The organism is Nonomuraea longicatena (genome assembly GCF_039525605.1).
Classification (GTDB): domain Bacteria; phylum Actinomycetota; class Actinomycetes; order Streptosporangiales; family Streptosporangiaceae; genus Nonomuraea; species Nonomuraea longicatena.
The window spans coordinates 26777-49614 of record NZ_BAAAHQ010000042.1; the positions used below are offsets into that span (position 1 = coordinate 26777).

General features: G+C 71.1%; 18 protein-coding genes. 4 read left to right on the forward strand and 14 right to left on the reverse strand.

The genetic code is table 11. The annotated features are described in order from the left end of the window. Positions 1 to 47: 47 nt before the first annotated feature. The 6 genes from ABD120_RS32520 to cmdF form a co-directional block, all read right to left on the reverse strand. A complete protein-coding gene (locus ABD120_RS32520; RefSeq protein ID WP_343954069.1) occupies positions 48 to 485 on the reverse strand; it encodes an SgcJ/EcaC family oxidoreductase in 438 nt (145 codons plus the stop codon). Between the two features lie 366 nt (positions 486 to 851). Next, positions 852 to 1106: a phosphopantetheine-binding protein gene (locus tag ABD120_RS32525; RefSeq protein WP_343954070.1), complete on the reverse strand. Its 255-nt coding sequence runs from the start codon at positions 1104 to 1106 to the stop codon at positions 852 to 854. A gap of 21 nt (positions 1107 to 1127) precedes the next feature. Next, complete coding sequence (locus ABD120_RS32530) at positions 1128 to 2678, reverse strand: 4-hydroxyphenylacetate 3-hydroxylase family protein (RefSeq protein ID WP_343954071.1); 1551 nt, start codon at positions 2676 to 2678, stop codon at positions 1128 to 1130. 37 nt (positions 2679 to 2715) lie between these two features. Next, a complete protein-coding gene (locus ABD120_RS32535) occupies positions 2716 to 4272 on the reverse strand; it encodes an FAD-binding oxidoreductase (RefSeq protein ID WP_343954072.1) in 1557 nt (518 codons plus the stop codon). A gap of 19 nt (positions 4273 to 4291) precedes the next feature. After that, on the reverse strand, positions 4292 to 5638 hold the full coding sequence (locus ABD120_RS32540) for a condensation domain-containing protein (RefSeq protein ID WP_343954073.1): 1347 nt from the start codon (positions 5636 to 5638) through the stop codon (positions 4292 to 4294). A 28-nt stretch (positions 5639 to 5666) separates the two neighbouring features. After that, positions 5667 to 7262: a tyrosine 2,3-aminomutase gene (cmdF, locus tag ABD120_RS32545; RefSeq protein WP_343954074.1), complete on the reverse strand. Its 1596-nt coding sequence runs from the start codon at positions 7260 to 7262 to the stop codon at positions 5667 to 5669. 193 nt (positions 7263 to 7455) lie between these two features. Here cmdF and ABD120_RS32550 point away from each other — a divergent pair, with 193 nt between their 5' ends. The 3 genes from ABD120_RS32550 (at position 7456) to ABD120_RS32560 (ending at position 11575) form a co-directional block, all read left to right on the forward strand. Continuing rightward, positions 7456 to 8607, forward strand: a complete 1152-nt coding sequence (locus tag ABD120_RS32550) for an epoxide hydrolase family protein (RefSeq protein WP_343954075.1) — start codon at positions 7456 to 7458, stop codon at positions 8605 to 8607. A 113-nt stretch (positions 8608 to 8720) separates the two neighbouring features. After that, positions 8721 to 10013, forward strand: coding sequence for an acyltransferase family protein (locus tag ABD120_RS32555; RefSeq protein WP_343954076.1), 1293 nt, complete (start codon positions 8721 to 8723; stop codon positions 10011 to 10013). An 809-nt stretch (positions 10014 to 10822) separates the two neighbouring features. Then, positions 10823 to 11575, forward strand: a complete 753-nt coding sequence (locus tag ABD120_RS32560) for an alpha/beta fold hydrolase (protein ID WP_343954077.1) — start codon at positions 10823 to 10825, stop codon at positions 11573 to 11575. Between the two features lie 23 nt (positions 11576 to 11598). Here the strand turns inward: ABD120_RS32560 and ABD120_RS32565 are convergent, their stop codons facing one another. The 6 genes from ABD120_RS32565 to ABD120_RS32590 all read right to left on the reverse strand — a co-directional run bounded on the left by ABD120_RS32565 (position 11599) and on the right by ABD120_RS32590 (position 18520). Next, a complete protein-coding gene (locus tag ABD120_RS32565) occupies positions 11599 to 12402 on the reverse strand; it encodes a TIGR03084 family metal-binding protein (RefSeq protein WP_343954078.1) in 804 nt (267 codons plus the stop codon). Beyond that, on the reverse strand, positions 12399 to 13508 hold the full coding sequence (locus ABD120_RS32570; protein WP_343954079.1) for a carboxymuconolactone decarboxylase family protein: 1110 nt from the start codon (positions 13506 to 13508) through the stop codon (positions 12399 to 12401). Before ABD120_RS32570 ends, ABD120_RS32565 begins: the two co-directional genes overlap by 4 nt. Next, on the reverse strand, positions 13505 to 15163 hold the full coding sequence (locus ABD120_RS32575) for a GMC family oxidoreductase N-terminal domain-containing protein (protein WP_343954080.1): 1659 nt from the start codon (positions 15161 to 15163) through the stop codon (positions 13505 to 13507). The genes ABD120_RS32570 and ABD120_RS32575 overlap by 4 nt, the downstream gene beginning before the upstream one ends. Then, the gene (locus ABD120_RS32580; protein WP_343954081.1) at positions 15160 to 15720 is read right to left on the reverse strand and encodes a DUF5987 family protein; all 561 of its coding nucleotides are present in this window, start codon (positions 15718 to 15720) and stop codon (positions 15160 to 15162) included. The genes ABD120_RS32575 and ABD120_RS32580 overlap by 4 nt, the downstream gene beginning before the upstream one ends. Positions 15721 to 15771: 51 nt before the next feature. Continuing rightward, on the reverse strand, positions 15772 to 16377 hold the full coding sequence (locus ABD120_RS32585) for a response regulator transcription factor (RefSeq protein WP_343954082.1): 606 nt from the start codon (positions 16375 to 16377) through the stop codon (positions 15772 to 15774). Positions 16378 to 16468: 91 nt separating this feature from the next. Next, positions 16469 to 18520 carry a sensor histidine kinase gene (locus ABD120_RS32590; RefSeq protein WP_343954083.1) on the reverse strand — a complete coding sequence of 684 codons (2052 nt, stop codon included), beginning with the start codon at positions 18518 to 18520 and terminating at the stop codon, positions 16469 to 16471. A gap of 48 nt (positions 18521 to 18568) precedes the next feature. Here ABD120_RS32590 and ABD120_RS32595 point away from each other — a divergent pair, with 48 nt between their 5' ends. After that, positions 18569 to 18793, forward strand: a complete 225-nt coding sequence (locus tag ABD120_RS32595; protein WP_343954084.1) for a hypothetical protein — start codon at positions 18569 to 18571, stop codon at positions 18791 to 18793. 278 nt (positions 18794 to 19071) lie between these two features. On the opposite strand, the gene ABD120_RS32600 is transcribed toward ABD120_RS32595, so the two are convergent. Together ABD120_RS32600 and ABD120_RS32605 are read right to left on the reverse strand one after the other, a co-directional pair. Further along, positions 19072 to 20535 (reverse strand): SagB family peptide dehydrogenase, encoded by a 1464-nt coding sequence (locus ABD120_RS32600; RefSeq protein WP_343954085.1) that lies wholly within the window; start codon positions 20533 to 20535, stop codon positions 19072 to 19074. A 27-nt stretch (positions 20536 to 20562) separates the two neighbouring features. Then, positions 20563 to 22830, reverse strand: coding sequence for a TOMM precursor leader peptide-binding protein (locus tag ABD120_RS32605; RefSeq protein WP_343954086.1), 2268 nt, complete (start codon positions 22828 to 22830; stop codon positions 20563 to 20565). Positions 22831 to 22838 lie beyond the last annotated feature (8 nt).

A 22838-nucleotide genomic window follows, 5' to 3' on the forward strand; every position in this document is an offset into this window, starting at 1 on the left:
GCCTCCACCTCTCGGCCGAGAGGTGGAGGCGGGCCGGATTCCGGTGATCAGCTGCCCGGCGTCGCCAGGCGGGTGTTCATGGGGCTGTTCTGGTATGCGGCGAGCTGCCACTGGTCGTCTACGCGCACGACGAACCAGGAGGCCCGGATCGACTGCGCGTCCGCCACCTCGGTCTCGCCCGGCGCGATCACGCCGCCCTGCGACAGCAGCAGCGCCACGTCGGGGCCGAAGAAGCGCATGCTGATCGGCTTGCCGGTGACCTGGGTGCCCTTGAACTCGTTCTCGAAGGCGTGCTTGAAGAAGGCGCGGATGTCCTCGCGCCCCTGCCGCAGCACCCCGGGCAGGATCAGGGTGCCGCTCTCGATGAACAGGTTGGCGAAGCCGTCGGCGTCGTGGTGCGCCCAGGCCGCGATCATCCGCTGGGCGATCGTCGCGACGGCCGCCTGCTGGGCGGCCGGTACCTCGGTGGGCATGGTCGTGGACATGGTGTTCCTTTCGCCGCGATGACGGATCGGGGACCGGCGCGGCCGTGCGATCAGCCTCGCGCCGCCGAGAGATGGCCGGGCCGTGCTCGGCTCGGGCCTGGTACGCGACCGTGCTCACGGGCGGGAGTGCGCCGACGGTGAGCGGGAAGGAGGTGGACCTCGGCCCCTGGGGCCGGCCCCTGTGAACAGCCGACCCCTTTGCGCCGGCGGGCCTCTTTGAGCCGGCCCTTTGAGCCGGCCCCTTGAGCAGGCCCCTTGAGCAGGCCCCTTGAGCAGGCACCGCCTACGGTGCCCCTGCTGCGGGCCCTTGGCCCGCACTCCCATCGTGTCATCCGGCCCGGACGCGCACATCTTGCGCGTTGCGGGTCAGGCCGACAGCTTCTCCTGCCGGGCCTTGGCGACCACGAGAGCCACGAACCCGGGCAGGTCCGGGTCCTCGAACAGTTCCCCGATGTCCACCAGGACGCCGATCTCGTCCTCGACCCGGGTGGTGATGCGCACTGCGGTGATGGACTGGCCGGACAACTCGAAGAAGGTGGCCGCGTCCTGGCCGGGCCGGGCGCCGAGCACCTCGCGCCAGATCTCGGTGGCCCGCCGTTCGATCTCGCTCTCGCTGGTCATGTTCACCCTCCTGGGTCGAAGTCAGCCGTTGATCAGACCGTCGCGGGCACCGCGCAGATGCGGGAACGACGACAGGTCCGGTACGGTCCAGCCCGACAGGTCGTACTCGTCCATGCACTGCTCGACGAACGCCTTGTACCCGTCGAGCTCGCCACTCGCGATCTGCGAGAACAGCAGTTCGGTGCGCACGTTCTCGTGGTTGCCCGCGTAGTTGCGCTCGTACAACTCGTGCCTGCCGCCGAACTCGGTGCCGACCGCGTCCCACAGCAGTTTCATGAGCTTGACCCGACTCTCCGCCGTGGTGCCCTTCGAGCCGCGCAGGAACCGGTCGAGGTAGGGCCGCAGGTGCGGGTTGGCGAAGTCCTCGGCGCTGGAGTTGAGGTAGATGAGCCCGCTGGCGATGTCCTGCTGGACGATCTCCCTGATGCGCGGGTAGCCGGTCTGCATGAACCACCGGTAGGCCATGCCGTAGGCCGGGTTGGGCAGTACGGCGCCGCCGACCCAGTCCACCGGGTTGCGTGCGGCGGCGTCCGACAGCGCCCAGAACAGGTTGCGCCAGGCGAGCACCTCGCCGAGGCGGGCCTGCACGCCTCTGAAGCCGTCGACGCCGGTCATCTCCAGGGCCTTGGCCAGCAGCCCGGCGAGGAACTCCAGCTTCACCGCCAGCCGGGTGCAGCCGTGGAAGGTGAAACGCTCGGGGAAGCCGGAGCGGCCGGTGAACATCTGCACCTTGCCGAGGTCTCCGTAGATGAACACGTTCTCCCAGGGGATGAGCACCTTGTCCAGGACGAAGATGGTGTCGTTCTCGTCCAGGCGCGACGACAGCGGGTAGTCGAAGGGGCTGCCCATCACGGCGGCCGAGGCGGTGTAGGAGGTGCGGCAGATCAGTTTCACCCCCGGGGCGCCCATCGGGATGGTCGCCACCAGCGCGAACTCGCGCTTCCTGATCGGCAGGCCGTAGTGGGCGACGAAGTTGTAATGCGTCAGCGCCGACCCGGTGGCCACGACCTTGGCGCCGCTGACGACCAGCCCGGCGTCGGTCTCCTTCTCGACGTGGACGAACACGTCGGCGACCTCGTCGGCCGGGCGGTCGCGGTCGACCGGCGGGTGCACGATCGCGTGGTTCCAGTACAGGACCTTCTCCTGCGACTCGCGGTACCAGCGGCGGGCGTTGTCCGCGTACGGCTCATAGAAGTCGGCGTTGGCACCGAGTGTGCCGAGGAAGGAGGCCTTGTAGTCGGGGCTGCGGCCCATCCAGCCGTAGCTCAGCCGCGCCCACGCGGCGATGGCCCGCTGGTCGGCGACGAGGTCGTCGGCGCTGTGCGGGGTCGTGAAGAAGTGGTGGGTGTAGCCGCCGCTGCCGGTGTCGGTCGGGCAGGTCAGCGTGTCCTTGGTCGCCGGATCGTGCAGCGCGTCGTACAGGCGGGCCACCATCCTGGCCGGGTTGTGGAAGGCCGGGTGGGCGGTGACGTCCTTGACGCGTTCGCCGTAGATGTAGATCTCGCGTTCGTCCCGCAGGCTCTCCAGGTACTCGGCGCCGGTGAGGGGACGCGGGCTCTCCGGTTCAGCCATCGGAGGTCCTTTCGGTGGGGGCGGTGAGGGCCGGGTGTCACGGTGCTCCCGGCAGTGTTCCCGGAGGTGTTCCGGGCGGTGTGTCCCGCGGTGTTCCCGGCAACTGGACGGACAGGGCGTGGCGGAACTCGTCACGCGGGTCGTAGCGCCGCTTGACCTCCCGCAGCCTCGGATAGTTGTCCTTGTAGTAGAGGGCGGACCAGGGCACGCCCGAGGTGTTCCAGGCCGGGTCGGCGAGATCGACGTCCGGGTAGTTGATGTAGGACCCGTCGCCGGCCCCGCCGGGCACGGGGACGCCGCCCGTGTCGGCGTAGACGTCGCGGTAGAACTCGCGCAGCCGGGCGATGTGGCGGTGGTCGTCCGCCTCGTCGCCCCATACGGCCATGTAGGCGGCCTTGAGCACCGAGTCGCGCTGGGCCGTCGCCGTGGCGTCGGGGGCGACGGTGTTCACCTGGCCGCCGTAGCCGATGAGGATGAGCTGGTTGCCGGTGCCCTCCTCGCCGGTGAGGTGCTCCCAGATCGCGGCCAGTTGCGGCTCGGTGTACCCCTTGCGCAGGTAGGCGGCCTTGATCTTGATGCGGCGGATGTCCTGGGTGCCGGGGTCGCCCCAGTTCGGGTAGGCGGCGAAGTACAGCCAGGGGCGTACGGTGTGGGTGCGGGTGGACGGCACGCCGACGCCCTCGCCGACGGTGTCGAAGTAGGCGTCGATCAGGTCGGCGGCGCCGGGGATCTCGTCGTCGACCATCGCCTGGAGCAGCAGCGCCCCGCCGGAGCGGTGCGAGGCGTAGAAGGAGGCGGAGTGCTGGGCGTGCGGCGACCCGGGGGCGCTGTTGCGTTCGAACCAGGTGCCGGTGTTGCGCAGCAGCGTCGTGAACGACTCGCGGGTCATCGACTCCCAGGGCCACATGCAGTAGGCGACCCGCCAGCGGCTGGGCGCCTTCGGCAGCAGCTTGGCGGGGTCGGCGGAGACGACGCCGGGCGAGCGGACCCAGTAGCGGGTCACGACGCCGAAGTTGCCGCCGCCGCCGCCCGTGTGCGCCCACCACAGCTCGCGGTGGGGGTCGCCGGGCTCGCGGGTGGCGACGATCGCGCGGGCGGTGCCGTCCGCGTCCACGACGACGACCTCGACCGCGTACAGGTAGTCGACGACGGCGCCGAGGCGCCGCGACAGCGGCCCGTAGCCGCCGCCGGCGAAGTGCCCGCCGACGCCGACCTCGGTGCACTCGCCGCCGGGGATGGTCACGTTCCAGCCTTTGAACAGCACCCGGTAGACGTGGCCGAGGGTGGCGCCGGGCTGGATGGCGAAGGCCGCGCGGGCGGGGTCGTAGGAGACCTCCGTCATCTCCGACAGGTCGAGCAGGACACCGCCCTCGGTGGCGAAGAAGCCCTCGAAGCCGTGCCCGCCGCTGCGCACCGCGACCCGCAGCCCTGCGGCGACGGCCTCGCCGACGGCCGCGACCACCTGCTCGGTGCTCGTCACCACGCACACCTGGTCGGGTTTGGCGACGAACCGGTGGTTGGTGCCGCGCAGCAGGCTCTCGTAGCGCGGGTCGCCCGCCGGGATGATGATCCTTCCGTTCACGTCTGCGTTCACGTCGCTACCTGTCTCTTCGTCAGATCCGCAAGGGGGCGTGCGGGTCGAGAGCGCCGTCCTTCAGCACCTGGTTGAGGTCGTCGGCCAGCGTCCGCATGGTGATCTCGTTGAACTTGTGGGTGTTGAACCCCAGGTAGACGTTGATCTCGCCGGTGGGCGCGACGTCGAGCTGCCACAGGGCGCCGTCGGGGATCTCGGTGGCGGCCTGCTGCGACAGCCGCCGGGGGATGTTGGTCAGCTCCAGGTCGCCGACGCGCTCGCCCTCGATGAGGAAGGGCAGTTGCAGCACCTGGAAGGCGACGAGGGCCTGGTCGTCCTCACCGGCGCGGGCCATCAGCTCGGGCGCCTCGCCGAGGACGGCGAGGAAGGGGATCTCCCGTGAGTACGCCTCGATGCAGGTCGCGCGGGTCCGGTCGATGACCTCGCGGAAGGTGGCACATCCCGTCACATCGGTGCGCAACGGGATGAAGTTCGTGAAGTTCCCCACGGTGTCCTGGAAGCGCGACTGCTTGCGGTTGGCGCCGATGGTCGGCACCACGATGTCGCGCGCTCCGGTCCGCCTGGCCAGCAGCACGTTGTAGGCGGCGAGCAGGACCATGAAGGGAGAGCTGCGGCTGTCCTTCGCGGCTGCGGCCAGGGCGGCCGACAGGTCGGCGTCGACGGCGTACCGGATGACCGCGGTGTTCTTCGGCAGGTCCGCCGAGCGCGGGTGGTCCGTGGTCATCGTGGCCATGCGCCCGCCACTCAGCCGTTCGCGCCAGTAGGCGCGGGCGGCGGCCGGCACCGACTCGGCCGCCGCCTCCCGCTGCCAGGTCGCGAACTCGGCGTACTGCGCGGGCGCCGGGCGCTCGGCGACGGCGTGGCCGCGCCGCCGCGCGTAGGCGGCGGCGAGGTCGCCGGCCAGCACCTGCATCGACCAGCCGTCCACCGCGGCGTGGTGGGCCACGAGGACCAGGACGGAGTCCTCCTGGTCGAAGCGGCCGAGGAAGGCCCGCAGCAGCGGCAGCGGCTCGATGCCGAAGGCGCCGCCCTCGATCTCGATCTCCAGTTCCTCCGCGCGCCGGGCGCGCGCTTCCCGCGCGGTTCCCGACAGGTCCCGTTCGATCACCTCGGCCGGGCACGGCGGGGCGACGCTCTGGTAGAGCTCGTCGCCGTCGCGCTCGATCCTGGTGCGCAGCACCTCGTGCCTGGCGACGACGTCGCCGAGGGCCGCGCGCAGCGTGCCGGTGTCGACGGCGCCGCGCACCCGCCAGGCCCAGGTGATGTTGTGCCGGGGGCCGAACGGCCCGGAATCCGGGTCACCGGAGTCGAAGGCGCACAGCAACTGCTGGGCGAAGGACACCGGGATCCGCGTGGTCTTGCTCATCGATGGGGCGCCTTTCGTGATCGGCGGTTCACCGCAGCTCGATGCCCGCCTGCTGGACGACGTGGAGGAACTCGCCCCGCGACAGCGCCGCGGCCACCCGCTCGATGTCGTCGGCCATGTAGCGGTCGTGCTCCACCGTGGGGGCGAGGGCGCGGACCGTCTCATAGGTGGCCCGGCCGGCGGGGCTGAGCCCGTCGTACCGGCCGGAGACGTCCACGGCCTGGGCGGCGGCGAGGTATTCGACGGCGAGGATGTAGTCGTTGTTGGACAGCACCCGGCGGGCGTTGCGCGCGGAGATGAGGCCCATGCTGACGACGTCCTGGTTGTCGCCGTTGGAGGGGATGCTCTGCGTGCTGGCCGGGCCGATGGTCCGGTTCTCCGCGACGAGCGCCGTCGCCGGGTACTGCGCGCCGGCGAAGCCGCTGTTGAGGCCGGGTTCGCCGGAGGCGACGAGGAACTCCGGCAGCCCCGACAGGTAGCGGTTGAGCAGCCGGTTGGTGCGCCGCTCCGAGAACACGCCGAGCTGGGTGAGCGCGACGGTGGTGAAGTCCATCACGAACGCGACCGGCTGGCCGTGGAAGTTCGCGCCGTGGAAGACCTCCCTGCCCTCGAAGAACAGCGGGTTGTCGTTGGCCGAGTTGAGCTCGGTCTCGACGGTCTGGGCGGCGTGGTAGACGGTGTCGCGCACGGCGCCGACCACCTGCGGGATCGCGCGCAGCGTGTAGGCCTTCTGGATCCACACGTCGGTGCGCGAGACCTCGCCGCTCTGCTGCTGCTTGGCCTGGTCGCGCAGGTCGGCGTGCTCGACGGCCAGGCGGGTGCCCGCGAGCAGGGCGCGCAGGTTCGCGGCGGTGTCGACCTGGCCCCGGTGCGGGCGGGCCAGGTCGTGCCCCTCGGGCTGGAACGGGCTCAGCGACCCCTGGAGCGTCTCCACGGCCAGGGCCGTGACGATCTCGGCCTGGCGGATCTGGTTGAGCGCGTGGCCGAGCACCAGGCAGCCGAGCCCGGTCATCGCCGAGGTGCCGTTGATCAGCGCCAGGCCCTCCTTGAAGCGCAGCTCCAGCGGCTCGATGCCGTGTTCGCGCAGGACGGAGGCGGTCTCGACGCGTTCGCCGCCGCGCAGCACGTAGCCCTCGCCGATGAGCGCGGTGGCGATGTGCGACAGGGGGGCGAGGTCGCCGCTCGCGCCGAGCGAGCCGATCTCCGGGATGGCCGGGGTGATCCCCAGGTTGAGGTAGAGCGCGAGGCGCTCCAGGAGCTCGGGGCGTACCGCGGAGTGGCCCTTGGCCAGCGCGTTCAGGCGGGCGGCGACCATCGCCCGCGCCTCGATCTCCGAGAACAGCGGGCCGACGCCGGCGCTGTGGCTGCGGACCAGGTTGGTCTGCAGCTCGACCTCCTTGGAGGTGCCGACGAGCATGTAGATCATCTCGCCGTAGCCGGTCGTGACACCGTAGACGGGAACGCCCCGCCGGACCATGTCCTCGAAGTGCTGCCGGCTCGTTCTCACCCGATCCAAAGTGGACTGGTCCAGCGCTGCCCGCGCCCGGTCCTCGGCGACCCGGCGGACGCCGTCGATGTCCAATTTCTCGCCGTCGAATTCGACGGTCGCGTCATTCTGAACCACTTCTTCACCCCGTCAAGGTGTCCGTAGTGCCTTGGCCAATGGTGTCCTCCGGGCCTGCGCGCCGGCTTCTCTGCGTGTGCGCTACCAGGGCGCACATCAGAAGTTGAAAGAGAATCCGGGGGCTGGTGAGAATTCCGGCGAAGAGCCGGGTGCTCTTTTCTCGCCATTCGGCACGCGCAAGGGGGATTTCTCAGTGAAACCATTCCGCATTTCTGTTCCCGAGGCCCAGATCGAGGATCTGCGCCGCCGGCTCGCCGCCACCAGATGGCCGGCCGAACTGTCCGGGTTCGGCTGGGAGAGGGGCGTGCCGCTGGACTACCTGAAGGAGCTGGCGGACCACTGGCGCACGTCCTTCGACTGGCGCGCGGTCGAGGCGGAGTTCAACCGCTACCCGCAGTTCGTCACCGAGCTGGACGGCGAGTCCGTGCACGTGTTCCACATCCGCTCACCCGAGCCGGAGGCCACCCCGCTGCTGCTCACGCACGGCTGGCCGGGCGGGTTCCCGGAGTTCGGCGACGTCATCGGGCCGCTGACCAACCCGGTCGCCTACGGCGGCGACCCCTCGGACGCCTTCCACCTGGTCATCCCCTCGATCCCGGGCTACGGGTTCTCGACGCTGCGCAGTACCGGCTGGGACGTGCCGAGGATCGCACGGGCGTGGGCGGAGCTGATGAGCAGGCTGGGCTATGACGGGTACGTCGCCCAGGGCGGCGACGCCGGGTCGGTGATCTCCCTGGTGCTCGGGCTCATGGACCCGGAGCACGTGCTCGGGGTGCACGTGAACATGCTGATGACCTTCCCGTCCGGCGACCCCGCCGAGCTGGAGGCGCTGAGCGAGGAGGACCTGCGGCGCCTCGATCAGTTGCGGCGCTTCGACGTCGACCAGTCCGGCTACATGAAGATCCAGCAGACCCGGCCGCAGACGCTGGGCTACGGCCTCACCGACTCGCCCGTCGGGCAGCTCGCCTGGATGGTGGAGAAGTTCCAGGAGTGGACCGACCCGTCGGGCAAGCTGCCGGAGGACGCGATCGACCGCGACCGGATCCTGGCGCTCGTGACGCTCTACTGGCTGACCGGTACGGCGGGCACGTCGGCGCACTTCTACTACGAGGGCGCCGAGGACGTGCGGCACGCGGTCTCGGGAGCGGTGCCGCCGCCTCAGTCGGTGCCGGTGGGTGTGGCGGTCTTCCCGCACGACCTGTTCCTGCCGATCCGCCGGTTGGCCGACCGCGACATCCCGACGATCGCGCACTGGACCGAGTTCGGGCGCGGCGGCCACTTCGCGGCGCTGGAGGAGCCGGTATTGCTGGTGGATGATATCCGGTCATTCACCCGCATACTGTGACAAATGTAGAACTGCTGAAAATATCAGCATTCTGGAAGATGTGCTCCCTTCGTCCGCAGTCTTGAATGACGCACGAATCGAGGTCTCCACCCCTCGCACAAAGGAGCACAGCGATGGTCGCCGAGTTAGCGGGCACCCCCGAAGAAGGGGCCAAGAACGTTCCAAAGCCGGAGGCGGCGGAGCCGGGGAAAGCCCGGGTGCCCGTCCTTGACGGTATCCGCGGGGTCTCCGCCATCGCGGTGCTGCTCGCCCACGTCACCTACATGGGCGGTGTCATGGACGTCGGCCCGTACAAGGGCTGGCCGTTCTTCAACTGGGTGGCCGTCGGGCTGACGGTGTGGCTGTCGCCGTTCTTCCTGCTGTCGGGCCTGCTGCTGTACCGCCCGTTCGTCAAGGCGACGTTCGCCGACACGAGCGCGCCGAAGTCCAAGCCGTTCTTCGTCCGGCGCCTGCTGCGCATCCTGCCCGGCTACTGGCTGGTCGTCATCGCCTCGCTGCTGCTGATCAACCTGCCCGCGATCGACAGCGTGTGGTACGTGCTCCGGCCCCTGCTGATCACCCAGTGGTACGACGGCGGCGAAGTCTTCATGATCCCCGGACTGGAGATCACCTGGAGCGTCGCCGCCGAACTCAGCTACTACCTGATCCTGCCGCTCGGCGCCTGGCTGATCAACAAGTTCGCCAGGCGCGCGGCCGACCCGGACGGCAAGCTCCGCCGCATCGTGTGGTCGCTGGTCCCCGTCGTCGTGCTCGGCGTCGCCTGGGAGATCTACGTCCACCTGCCGATCTTCCCGCCGTATCCGGTCCAGATGTTCTGGGCGCCCGGGTTCCTCGGCCTGATGGCGATCGGCATGATGTTCGCCGCGCTGACGGCCCACCAGGAGCTGACCGGCCGCGAACCCGTTCTGTACCGGCTGGCCAGGAAGTCGCCGCTGATGTGGTGGGGGGCCGCGTTCGGGGTCTACGTGCTCAACTGCGTCAAGCCCTTCTACATCGCGGGCGACGGCGGCTACCCGCCGGCCAGTCAGGCCACCATGGACCACCTGCTGTTCGTCATCTTCGCGGTGCTGGCCACGGTGCCGCTGTTCGCGCCGGGCGCCCGGTCGAGGTTCATGGACGCGGTGCTCGGCAACCCCGTCTCGCGCTTCCTCGGCCGCATCTCCTACGGCATCTACCTGTGGCACTTCCCCGCCATGTACGCCGCCTACCGCCTGGGCAGCGTGTTCGGCACCGAGGTCAAACCCATGGCCATGCTCATCGGGACGGTCAACTTCTGGCAGTACCTCGCCGAGGTGCTGGTCATCACCATCGTCCTGGCCACCCTGGCCTTCTACCTGGTCGAAGAGCCGGTCGCCCGCCTCGGCAACCGTCTCGTCCGCTCCCGCGTGCCGGCTGCGAACCGCTGACCGCACCCGGCCTGCACCTCCCTGCACCTTCCCGCACCGCCCCGCGAGCCCGGCAGGACCGTCCGCAACCCGGTCCGGCCGGGCTCGTCCCGTGCGCCCGGCGGAACGATCCACCTCAGCAATCGCGAAGAAGGTCCGGCGGCCCCGGCGCCGCCAGAATGATCACATTCTTCGCACGGCCGTGGAGGCAGCCATGAGCGACGTTCGGGACAGCATGGCCCGCACCGGATGAACGGGGCTCCGGAGGGCTCCGGAGGCCCTCCAGGCGCCCCTGGGCGACCGCCTCGACCGCCTCGACCGCGTCGTCCGCACCCGGCTGGGGCCGGGCCGCGCACGGAGGCTTTGACACGGAGCCGCCCACCGATCAAGAATCTCAGGGATTCGCCCATGGACCACACACAGCCCGCCGAGAACGCGCCTCCCTCCTGGCGGCCGGCCGCCCCCGGCCCCCTCGACCCACGTCCGCCCCGCCGTACGGTGCCCCCGCCGGGCGGCGCGTTTCCTGCCGAACGCCCGATCGGTGAACGGTGCCTACCTTGCGGTAAAACGCAGCGATTGCATTGGCTTTGTCGCAGCCTGCCGCGTTACGCTCGGTATATATGTGTGAACACAGGACCGGGCTCGCCGCGGCGGGGGTCCGTATCGGAGCGGCACTCCGAACGGCCGGGCACGGTCTCCGCATACGATCGGTCAAGATCGGATCCGATACGACTTGTCGCTGTCCGCGGTACGCCCCGGAGCCCGCAACGGCACCATGAGGCGACGCGTACCAGGGTCACGGCCGCAGCGATGATCTCGAAAGGCGCGCCATGAGGAGTTACGTTCTCATCCCCGGCTTGTGGGCCGGAGCGTGGATATGGCAACGCGTCGAGCGGCAGCTGCGCGCCGCGGGTCACCGTACCATCGCCGTGACACTGTCCGGACTGTCCCTCGCCGACCTCGACCGCAAGCAGATCACCCTCGACGACCACGTGGACGACGCGCTGTCGCTGCTCATCGAGGAGGGACTGGACGACATCATCCTGGTCGCCCACGACTACGGGGGCATCGTCGCCGGGTGCGTGGTCGACCGGGCGCCGGAACGGGTGGCCCACACCGTGTACGTGGAGGGGTTCGTGGCCCACGACGGGCGCTCGATGCTCGACGCCTTCCCCGACAGCCTGCGCGAGGAGGAGAAGGCGCTCATCGACGAGAACGACGGGCGGCTGCCTCCGCCACCCGTCGGTGCCATCGCCGCCGGCCAGGATCTGTCCCCCCGCGACGCCCGGTGGCTGTGCGGCCGTTTCGTCGGTCATCCCGGGCGCACGATCACCGACCCGGCGAGCCTGGCGCGGCCGCTGGCGACGCACTCCGCGACGTACGTCATCTGCGAGAAGGACCACTTCGAGGGGAGCATCGGCGACGACATCCGGCGCCTGCGCGACGACGCGGGGTGGACCTTCCGCTCGATCGACACCGGCCGCTGGCCGATGCTGTCCACCCCGGGCAAGCTGTCGGAGGTGCTCCTGGAGGCCGACCGACGAGTCGGGGTACCCAACGCGGGGCGGGCCTCGGTCGAGTGAGGACCGCCCCGCAGGGCGGTCCTCTATGCGGAGAGCTTGGTGAACTGCCCTGGTTTACGGCCCTCGCCTGAGGGGCCCCGGTAGGCCTGGGCGATGTCCAGCCACGCCTCGGCCTCGGCACCGACCGCGCTGACGTCGCAGTCGTCGCGGTGCCGCCGCCGGGTCACGAGCATGCAGAAGTCGTAGGCCGAACCGGTGATCCGCTGGTCGGAGGTCTCCGGCCCGTAAGCCCACAGCTCGCCGGACGGCGCGGTGAGCTCATACCTGAACTGCACGTCCGGCGGGGTCATGCCGCGCGCCTCGTAGCCGAAGTCCCACGTCAGCACGGCGAAGATGACCAGGTAGCGCAACCGGTCGTTCGGCTCGCGCACGAGGCCGAGCGCGTCCAGGACGTCCTGGCCGTGGGCGAAGGTCTCCATGATCCCGGCCGAGGCGAGGATCTCCACCGGGATCGGCCGCACCAGCCACGGCACCACCTGCCCGTCGGGCAGCGCGGCCAGCGCGCGCAACCCGGCCGTCCGCTCCTCCCGCCAGCGGGCCAGCAGCGCCGCGGGCGACAGCTTGACGTACTCCTCCAGCGCCGCGTTGACCGCCGCGCTCAGCCCGTTCTTCGCAGAGGCGATCATCGCCTCGAACCCCTGCGGGTCGGCCGCGGCCATCCCGGCGATCCGGTAGATGAACGACAGGTGCCCGACCTGGTGGGCCACCGTCCAGCCGGGGGCGGGGGTGGGCTCCTGCCACCGGGCCGCGGGCAACCCGGACAGCACCCGGTCCAGCTCCGCGCTCTCCTCGGTGAGGTCCTCGATCACCTTCTGCAGTTCACTCATGCCTCAGCCTTCCTGTCTGGTTCGCTTCGCGCCGTGCTCTTCTGCCGCTGCGGTCGCGTCGGCCGTACGGCCTGTCCCGGGCTCCCCGCCCGGGTGCGCGCCCAGTGCCTGGCCGCCGTGCAGCTCGCCCACGCGGTGAGCTCGACCAGGTGCCGGTCGTCCGCGCCGGTCCTGCGGTAGTCGTCGACGACCGACGGATCCACCTGGTAGGCGGCCACCGCCGTCAGCAGCGCCAGCCGTCCCGCCGCCCGCTCGGCCGGGCGCAGCGACGCCACGGCCTCGTGCACCCAGCTCCTGCTGAGGCCGGGCGGCCGCCCCGCGCGCCGCGCGACCTCCTCGCTCACCAGCTCGCGCACATCCTGCGGCACCACCCGCGCGCCGGCCTCCTCGATCACCTCGTAGGCGGCGGCGAACGCCTCCCGGACGGCGGGATTGCCCGCCGCCCAGCCCAGGTCCTCGGGAACCCGCCGGGCGGCGGGCAGTCCCGCCGCCGCGCCCGGCTCGCTGCGCCGCAGCACCAGCGGCCGCGCGAGCCTGCCGGCCAGCCGCATCGGTACGTTCGCACCCGCCGGGAACAGCCCGTCCGGCAGGAACACGTTGACCATCCGGTTCAGGTAGTGGAAGGTCACGGCGGTGCCCCACAGCTCGGCGGCCTGCTCGTCCGGCACGGGCACGTCGGCGAGGTCCCCGGTGGCCCAGGCCACCGCGCCCCTGATCTCCGCGTCGGCGATCTCGCCGGTCCTGCCGCCGTTCACCGCCACGGCGTCCGGCTCGCTCAGCAGCCCGTACGACATCATGCCGTGCACCTCGGCGCAGTACGGGCAGGCGTTCTGCTGGGAGACCGCCGTCGCCACCGCCTCCTTGGCCGCCCTCGGCAGCGGCCCGGAGGCCACCAGGGTCTCGCGCACCATCGCCCACGCCGCCGCAAGCGTCGGCGGCGCTGGCGCGTGCAGCGCGACCGGGGGCGCCAGCATCCCGAAGTCGTGCTCGACCTGCGCGTAGACGGCGGCGACCAGGCCACGCGCGTTCCTCGGGTGCACCGGTGCGACGTGGCGGATCTGGCTCAGGCCCCTGCGCCGGGTGAAGCGGGCGAACAGGCCGGTCATCGCCGGTCCACGAGATGGGCGACGCCGCGCCGCCCGCTGGTCCCGCCGTCGGGGGCGGGGGCGCCGTAGCGCACGTCGACGCCCCGCTGCCGCGCGGCCTCGACGATGCCGGGGATCGCGCGCTCGGCGAGCGCCGCGATCGTCATGGCCGGGTTGACCGTCAGCGCCCCCGGTACGGCCGAGCCGTCCGTGACGAAGATCCCCGGATGCCCGCGCAGCTCGTGGCGGTCGTCGAGGGCGGAGGTGGCCGGGTCGTCGCCGATCCGGCAGGAGGCCAGCGGGTGCACCGTGTAGGCGCCGACGACGTCGTTGGTCCACGCCTCGGCACGGGCCAGCCCGTCGCGCTCCAGGATCTCCTTGGCGTCGGCGTCGGCCTGCGCCCAGGCGCGCAGCGTGCTGGGCAGCGGGTCGTAGCGCAGCGTGCCCCTGCCGAGCATCTGCTGGCTGATCCGTACGGCGTTGCCGGTGGGCGGCGGCGGCCCGAAGACGCCCTCGTTGCCGTCCTCGATCATCTCGAAGATGATCAGCCAGGACTTCCAGTGCTTGAGCATCTCCTTCTTCGACATGCCGAACCAGGCGGGCCCGGGGCCCTGGCGCAGGTCCTCCGGCACCTGGGCGAGGATGGTGCCGAGGCCGGGCGGGAAGTAGAGCTGCTCCAGCGAGTAGCGGCTGAACTCGGGCAACGCGCCGTCGAGCCGGTCCCAGTTGGCGACGCAGGGGCCCTTGCCGATGTGGAAGGCCTCGTAGGCGGTGCCGTCGCCGCGGTCGAGGCCGAGGACCTCGCGGATGCGCTCCTCGTTCATCACGGCGGTGACCAGGCGCTCGCCGTTGCCGGAGAAGTAGCGGCCGACCCCGTGCGGCATCGTGCCGAGCACCGGCTCGCTGCGCTGCAGGATGACGGGGGTGGCCCCGGCACCGGCCGCGAGGATGACGATCTTGGCGTCGATGGCGCCGGACTCGCCGCGCACGCGGTAGTCCTCGTCGTCGATGTGGTCGTAGTGCACGCGGTAGCCGCCGTCGTCGTTGCGGGTGATGCGCTGCACCTCGTGCAGCGGGCGCACGGTCGCGCCGTGCGCCATGGCGGCGGGCAGGTAGTTGGTGAGCAGCGAGCGCTTGGCGCCGAAGCGGCACCCGGCCATCATCCAGTTGCACTTGACGCAGGTGTCGTTGTCGATCGCGACCGGGACCGGGTTCGCGGTGCGGCCGGAGTGGTCGCAGGCCGCCGCCCACAGGCCGCCGGCGTACGAGACGTTCTCCCATCCCTGCGTGCTGACCGGGATCGCCTCGGCGACACGGTCGTACCACGGGTCGAGGCTGTCGCGGTCGATGGCGGCCGGCCACATGCGCCGGCCGAGGTGGCCGTGACGTTCGAAGACGAAGCGGGGGGCGCGCGGCATCGCGGCGAAGTAGATGACGCTGCCGCCGCCGACGCAGTTGCCGCCGAGGACGTTCATGCCGTCGCCGACGGTGAAGTCGAAGATCCGGGTGTAGGAGGAGCCGAGCTTGTAGTCGTGCTCGAACTCCTCGGTGTCCACCCAGGGCCCGCGTTCGAGGACGACGACGCCGGCGCCGCCCGCCGCGAGGTGGTAGGCGGCGATGGCGCCGCCGAAGCCGCTGCCGACGACGAGCACGTCGGTCTGTTCCACGCTGGTCATGCCAGGCTCCCTGAGGCGATCGTGTCGGGGTGCAGGCGAGCCAGCGGCCGGCCGTAGGAGTTGTCGGAGTAGCGCCACAGGCCGTCGGCGTCCGGCGCGGTGATGCCCATCGAGGTGAGCCCGGGGTGCCCGGCGGCGATGGCCTCGGCGGTCGCCATGTGCGCCGCGGAGTCGTAGGCCATGTAGCAGAAGAGCGCGAGCAGGACCCACAACTCCTTCTCCGGGTGGCCGGGTTCGGTCAGCACCGTGACCAGGTCGGTGCGCCGCTCGAACGACAGCGCGGCGAACGGGGGGAGCGCGGGGTCGAGCGTCAGCCCGTGCTTGTCGGCGTACCGCAGCGCGTGCGCGTTGAGGTCGCGCACGTAGTCGCCGAGCGCCTGGCTCAGACCCGCGGCGTCCCACTCGAGCAGTTCCAGCGCACCCCCCACGACGGCGCCGCCGCCCGGCGAGGCGCCCGCGATGGCCACGTCGTCGGAGGAGCGCTTCTCGCCGGGAACGATCGTGTCGGCGAACGCCTCCAGGGTGAGCGTCTGCTCATCAGTTCGGTCCGAATCCATGCCTTCATGGTCCGAGCGGCCTGAAAGCGACGCATCTCCTGGCGAGCCCGGTCAGCACCACCCGACTTCGGTGGCGATGCGGATGGCGTCCACGCGGTTGCGGGCGTTGAGCTTGACGACGATCTTCGACAGGTAGTTGCGCACCGTGGCCGTGGACACGTTCAGGCTGGCCGCGATCTCCGGTGGCTCGGCGCCCTTCGCGGCCAGCCGCAGGACCTGGATCTCACGCTGCGTGAGCGGATTCTCCCCGGCGTCCCAGGCGGTGAGCGCGAGCTGCGGGTCGATGACGCGCCCTCCGGCGGCGACCTCCCTGACCGCGCTCGCCAGCCGGTTGGCGGGCATGTCCTTGAGGAGGAAACCGGAGACGGACGCGGCGAGTGCGCGCCGGAGCGTTCCAGGCCGCCCGAGCCCGGTGAGGATCAGGTTGCGGCACGCGGGCAGCCGCTGGTGGAGTTCGTGGGCCGCGGTGAGGCCGTCCATCACCGGCAGGTCGATGTCGATGATCGCCACGTCGGGGCGCTTCTCCAGCGCGACCGGGACGATCCGGTCGCCGCTCTCCACCTCGGCCACCACGCGCAGGTCGCGTTCGCTCTCCAGAAGCGCCACCAGAGCCTCGCGTACGATGCGCACGTCTTCGGCGAGAAGGAGCTTCAGCATCTGAACCACCAATCATCCCGCCCCGAAGGGGAGCGACCGCCTCGTCGTCCTCCGGTTTGGTTCTCCGTATGCCCCGACCGACCAAGGAAGATTATGGGCGCGCGGGCTGAGGGTCACGCCTGGCAGCAAAAGGTAACTCTGCGGTGAGGTGACACCACTCCCCCTCCGGTTCCGCGCGGAAGCTGCCGTTCAGCGCCTCCACGCGCGCCCGGACGTGTTCCACTGAGTCCTCGTCGCACGTGCCGTCGTGGGAGACGCGCAACGCCACCGCACCGTCCCGCGCGGTGATCTCGACGGTGCATCGGCGCACCCCGCTCAGCCGTACCACGCTGGTGATCGCGTCACGCAGCACCAGGGCCAGCGCCATGTCGGAGGCCTGCGCGAGCCGGTCGCAGCCGATGCCGACGCGCGCGTCGATCCCGGCCGCCGCCAGGGCGGCGCGGGTGGAGTCGACCTCGGTGGCCAGCGACACGTGCCGGTACCCGCTCGCGGTGGAGCGCACCTCGGTCACGAGCCTGCGGGAGGCGGTGAGGACCTCCATGATGTGCTCCTGGGCGCGGCCCGGTTCGGTCAGCGTGAGGCTGTGCGCGACGCCGCAGTTCCACATGATCGTGAACAGGTCACGGTCGAGCAGGTCGTTCACCTTGCGGGCCACCCCCAGCCGCTCCTGCGTGACGGCCAGCCGGACGATCTCGTCGCGGGTCTCCCTGAGCTCGGCGACCACGGCCGTCAGCGAGGCCAGGCCGTAGATCGCGAGACCGGCCTGCAGGGTCGAGGTCACCAGGTAGCCGTGCAGGGCGGACTGCTCGTCGCCGATGACGTGGGCGGCGGCCAGGACGAGCGCCCCCACGCCCGCGTACAGGGCCCATTTGCGGCGTCCCCGGATGACGAGCAGGACGGATCCGGCCAGGAAGCCCGCCATCGCCCCCCACAGCGCACCGACCCAGAGCACTCCGAGGAACGAGGCGACCGCCTGGGTCGTGAGCGTCGCGACGCGTACGGTGCGCGGCCAGGCGCGCGGGCCGAAGAACGTGTGCGCGAACTGAGTGACGAACAGGACAGCCAGGCAAGCTCCCACACCTAACGTGAAACCCGCAGGATTCCGCCAGAGGATATTCGTAATCAGGATGGGAATATAACCCAGCAAAACTGCCAATGTCAGGAGATTCGCGCCGCCAGGCGCCCACCTGAGCGCACTCCTTCGCGTGAGGTCGCCGAGGCCCGTCCCCACCTCGCGCTCCGGTGACGGCTGCCTGGCCGGGTGGCCCGAGGGGCGCACCTCCGCGACCAGCCGGAACCACCCGTCCTCCCGCCGTACGGTGATCCGCCCCCCGACCGCCGCCAGTCGGGAGGCCAGGTTGTCGAGCCCACTGCCGCTGGAGGGCGGCATCTCCGAGGTGATGCCGTCGTTGGCCACGCTCAGCCACACGAAGTCGCCTCGGACGCCGCCCTCGACGTCGCACTGGCGGGCCTTGCTGTGGCGCAGCACGTTGGTGACCGCCTCGCGCAGCACGATGGCCAGCACCGAGTCGACCTCCTCGGGCAGGTCACGGCAGTCGACCGCGACCCGGGTCTCGATCTGCGCCGCCGACAGCGTCGACTCGATCGACTTGACCTGGCTGTCCAGCGACAGCTTCTGATCGCCCGTCGGGATCATCCGCAGGGCGGCCGTCGCCCGGCGCGCGATCCACAACGCCTCCCACATCACCTCCCTGGCCCGCTCGGGGGCTCCGGGCAGCAGGCGGTGCGCCAGCTCGTTCTTCAGCGTGAACGCGAGCAGGTCGTGACCGACCACGTCGTGCAGGTCCCTGGCGATGCGCACCCGCTCGCCCGCGGCCGCGATCCGGCCCAGCGAGCTGCGGCCGGACTCCAGTTCCTCCGCGAGCGTGGCCAGGGAGCTGAGGCCGTAGAAGACCAGGCCGTTGACCAGGGTGAAGGCGGAGACGAAGACGAGGCTGACCGGGCCGAGGCCGTACATGTGGAACAGCAGCGGGTTGGCGACGCACACCAGCGCGCACAGCAGCCAGTTGACCGGGGCCGGGGCGACGAGGAGCACGGAGGCCGCGAGGAGGGGGACGAACGCGGAGGACTGCGGGCCGATCCACAGCGCCGGGGCGAACACCGAGGCGGCGAGTGCGGTCAAGGAGGCGATACGGGCGGCGGGCCGCCAACGCCAGGGGCGTCCGAAAGAATGCGCGATCTGCAATCCGAAGGCGGCGACGATGCAGGCGCCGAAAGCCGCGACTTCCAAAATATGGGCCGATTCCCGACCGATACCGTTGAGGGCATTGCTGATCGCGTCGAATGCAAAACCGAAAAGGACTCCGGCGGTGACCAAAAGGGCCAGTCGTGGCGCGGGCACCGTGGGGCCGCCCTTTCGCCGCACCCGGGAGACCAGGGAGAATACCCGGTGTAAATGAATCTTGAGGATCAACCGGACATCTCGTGCTCCCGCCACGAGATTCTTGGTCATCCTCGCCCCTTCCGACCCTGACGGATGCGCGCGACCTCGGTCATCACGAGGCTATGTCAGGCCGACCGACTGGACTAGAGCGTGTCTAACAAGTGATCACGACAGGCGTTGTCAGATGTTTGTTCCCGGTACGGAATGATGAAAACACCGGGAAACCACGGCCGAGACGATCATAGCGAGGTCATGAGCGCCACGCGTTACGGGGCTGTTTCCGCCCTTGGTCAACGAATCACGGTCATCGCGCGAGCGGGCCACGCGGCGTCGTTCATCGGATGCCTGGCCTGTGTGCTCCCGGGCCGGGCGCCGCACGACCTGCCCACCACCAGCCCGGCCACCGCCGACTCGATCCGCCAGTCCAGGCCCAGCACCCGGGAGGAGACGTCCACGTCGGCGCCGTCCAGCGCGCACGTCGGCAGCCCCATCGCGGTGCTCACCAGCTTGAGCGTCTGCGTCAGCGCGCCCACGTCCTTGAGCACCAGGGCGTAGCTCAGCCCGTTGTACTTCCACGACAGGCGGCGAAAGCGCGCGGTGAGGGTGATGAGCACCGGCGGACGGCAGGCCAGGTTGGCCGCGACCCTGCCGTTCTCCAGAAGTTCATCGCCCCGCTCCGTGACCACCGCGAGCTGGTGGGCCAGCGGATCATAATGGTAGACACCGGACGGCAGGCCCTTGCAGTCGTCCGCCGTCACATAGACCTCAAGGCCGTAGCAGTCACCGGCGCTGCGGTAGGGCCGGTCGCTCGTGGCCAGGGCCGTCGTGCCGTCCGGCTCCCCCGTCAGCGACCGCACCCGGACCGTCCGGTACAGCAGTTCGCTCAGGTCGTCGATCGACGGCACCCGCTCCGGCTCCGGGAGCCTGCTGTTGGCCGCCTCCAGGGCGACGGTGAGCGGCGGGTCGGTCTCGACCAGCTGCCGCCAGCTCGGTTTCGGCAGCTTGACGCGCTCCTCGCGGGCCGGCGGCTTGGCGACGGGCTCGACCGCCCTGCTGCCCGAGCGGTACGTCTCTCCGAAGTCGTGGTCGTGCCGTCCCAGGGTGGTCCTGCTGTGGAACATCAGGTCGAGCGGACTCCACCCGGCGAGCACGGGGTCGTGGTCCTCCTCGAAGACCGCCCTCGGCGAGGCCTGCACCACCATCCCGGCCGCGCCCAGGCGTTTGACCAGGCTGCGGTCCGCGGGGCTGAGCCGCGACGGCAGCACCGGCCGGGCGAGCGCGCCGACCAGCTCCATCGCCGCAGCCTGGTGCAGCAGCACCCGGTGCAGCGACAGCGGCGACTCCACCCGCCAGTCGCGCCCGTCCGAGGTGATCACGGCGAACCTCGACAGGCGCACCGGCCGGTCGGCCAGCGGGGCGCCCAGGCAGTACTCGGCCCACAGGGAGATCGGCACCACCGAGAGCAGCGGCTGCTCCGGGTCGGGGCCGAAGGAGCGGACCACCAGGTGGCGGACCCGTTCGAGGATCCCGCTCAGCTCCGCGCGGTCGTCGAATCGGGTGCTCACGTTGTCCAGGGAGATCGGCCCGAGGCACATGCGGCGCAGCGCCTCGACCGCGGCCTCCCCCGGCACCGGCAGGCAGACGTCCTCCCACCGGCTGCGCAGGATCAGTTCCTTGTCCTGGAACTCGAGGTAGACGTCTTCGCGGAGGGCCCACAGCTCGAACCACGCCGCCTCGTCCATGGAGCCTGGCACCTGTCTCCACTCCTCACGGGATCGCCGTCAGAGGAACACCGGGATCGGGTTGAGCTCGTCGTACGGGGTCGGCTCCGCGATCCGGCCGAGTCGCACCGGTACGTCGTAGAGCCTGCCTTCGGCGAACCGCGCCCAGAAGTGCCGCAGACCGGGAACGATGACCTTCACGACCGGCAGGCCGAGGTCCGGGCGCGTCTGGTCGAGCACGAGCAGGTCGAGACCCGCCCTGCTGAACAGGCCGCCAAGGTGGTCGAGGTCGTCTCGCAGGTTGTCGTGCGGCGTGTACGTGTAGTCGGCCGCGCGCATCGGCGCCTGTACGGGGTCCGGGACCAGGTAGGGGTGCGCGGCCGAGGTCGCCGTCCGCCACCAGTCGAGCAGGTGCGGATCCGCCGTGCCGCACCCGTCCCCCGTCGCGGCGGGCAGCAGCTGGCCGAGCTCGGCCACCGCCCTGCGGGCCGCCACGCGCGGATCGAGGTGGGCGCCGAAGCCGAGCATGATCTCCTCGGCGGGCCCGTCGGCCCGCCGAGAGACCGCGGCCATCGCCGGGACGCCCAGGTCGGTGGTGAGGTCGAGCACCCACAGCCGGCGGCCGAGCCCGGCGTAGGCCGCGCGGATGCCGGTCAGCCACTCGTCGCCGAACGAGGCCAGATCGACCTCCGGCTGCCGGGTGCGGTTGTACCACCACAGGGCCACGGCGTCGCGTTCGACGAGTTCGAGGGCCCCTTGCAGGATCGCGTCCTCCAGACTCGACCCGGCGGCGTTGCCGTTGGAGTCGGCCCGCAGCCGGTCCCGGTCGCGGTCGCCGTGGAAGTAGAGGACGTCGGCGGGCAGCCACCGCCGCCGCCCGGTCGTCAGCGACCACAGCGGCGTCCACTCGACCGGAGCGTTCTCGTCGAAGGGCGCGGGCACCTGGTGGAACAGGCCCGCGCTCGCGTTCCAGCGCTCGCGGCCGGCGAACTGGCGCGGGTGGAAGAGCTGGTACTCGTTGGGATGCAGGGCCTCCGGGCCGAGGCCGCGCAGGCTGTCGCGCACGGTCTGCTCGTCTCCGAAGCGGGAGGCGGAGTAGCGTTCGACCGCTTCGCAGAGGGCGCCCACCTTGGCCTCCAGGTCCGTGGCGCCCTTGCCGCCGCTGCGGGCGCGCAGGCCGGCGCGGACCGCCTCCAGGTCGTCGAAGCGCAGCGCCCGGTTGTGGCCGGCGAGGTAGGCGTGGGCGAACCAGGGAGCGCGGGGGTCGCGGCGGACCTCGCCGGTGACGCCGGTGACGGGGTCGGCCAGGTGGCCGTACCTCTCCCACATCCGCTCGGGGGTCAGCGCGCGGTGGCCGCCGCCCGCCGCCTTGGGCCGGGAGCGCACGGTGACGGGGACCCCGGCCCGCGCGGCCACGACCTGTGGATCTCCGCACGACGGGCACTGCGGCCGGCGCTGCACGGCGTGCCTGCGGCTGTCCAGGGTGAGCGTGTCCAGTGTCCACAGGGCCTCGCTCAGCCGGTCCCCCGCCAGCCATTTGGCGGCGTGGAGGGCGGCGAGCTGGACGCCGATCGCTCGGGTCGCGGGCAGCGACGCGGGCGGGGGCAGCAGCGGCTCGGCCGTACCGAGGTCGCGGCGCAGCCAGCCCTCCCCCTGCCGGTGCTCGCGCAGCCGGACGGCCAGGCAGGACCAGCACGGCCCGGCCCCGGGAGCGAAGACGGGGCCGACCCAGAGGACGGGGCCGGTCGTGACGGCGGGCAGCCAGGCCCGCCCGGACGACAGGTGCGCGTCGTTGACGGCGGCGAGCCGGGGGTCGAGGTAGTCCTCGCAGAGGACGACGGTGAGATCGGCGGTGTCGCCTGTGTTGTTCGTGTGGTTCGTGTGGTTTGTGTCGGCGGTGTCGCCTGTGCTGCGGGCGTGGTTCAGCCCCAGGGCGCGGCAGGCCGCCTCGGTCTCGCGCGTCCCGGCGCCGCCGACGCTCACGACCTCGACGGCCCCGTGGCCGGGGTCGCCGTCGAGGCCCGCCAGGTCCCAGTACGCCTCGGCTTCGGCGTCCTCCGACCGCCCGGGGCGGTGCAGGCCGATGAGGTTCGCCCGGGAGAGGCGGCCGAGTATCCGGCCCAGCTCGCCGGACGGGCACGCGATGGCCTCGCGCACCTCGGCGAGAGTCCTGGTGCCGTCGAGCAGGACGGCCACCGCCCGGGCGTGGGCACCGGTGAGGGTGTACGTCCCGGACGGCGCGACCAGGTAGACCCCGGCTGGGGTGAGCTCGACGCGCACATGGCGCTTGAAGGAGATGCAGGGGGCTCCGGCACGCCTGGATTCCATCGGAGGGC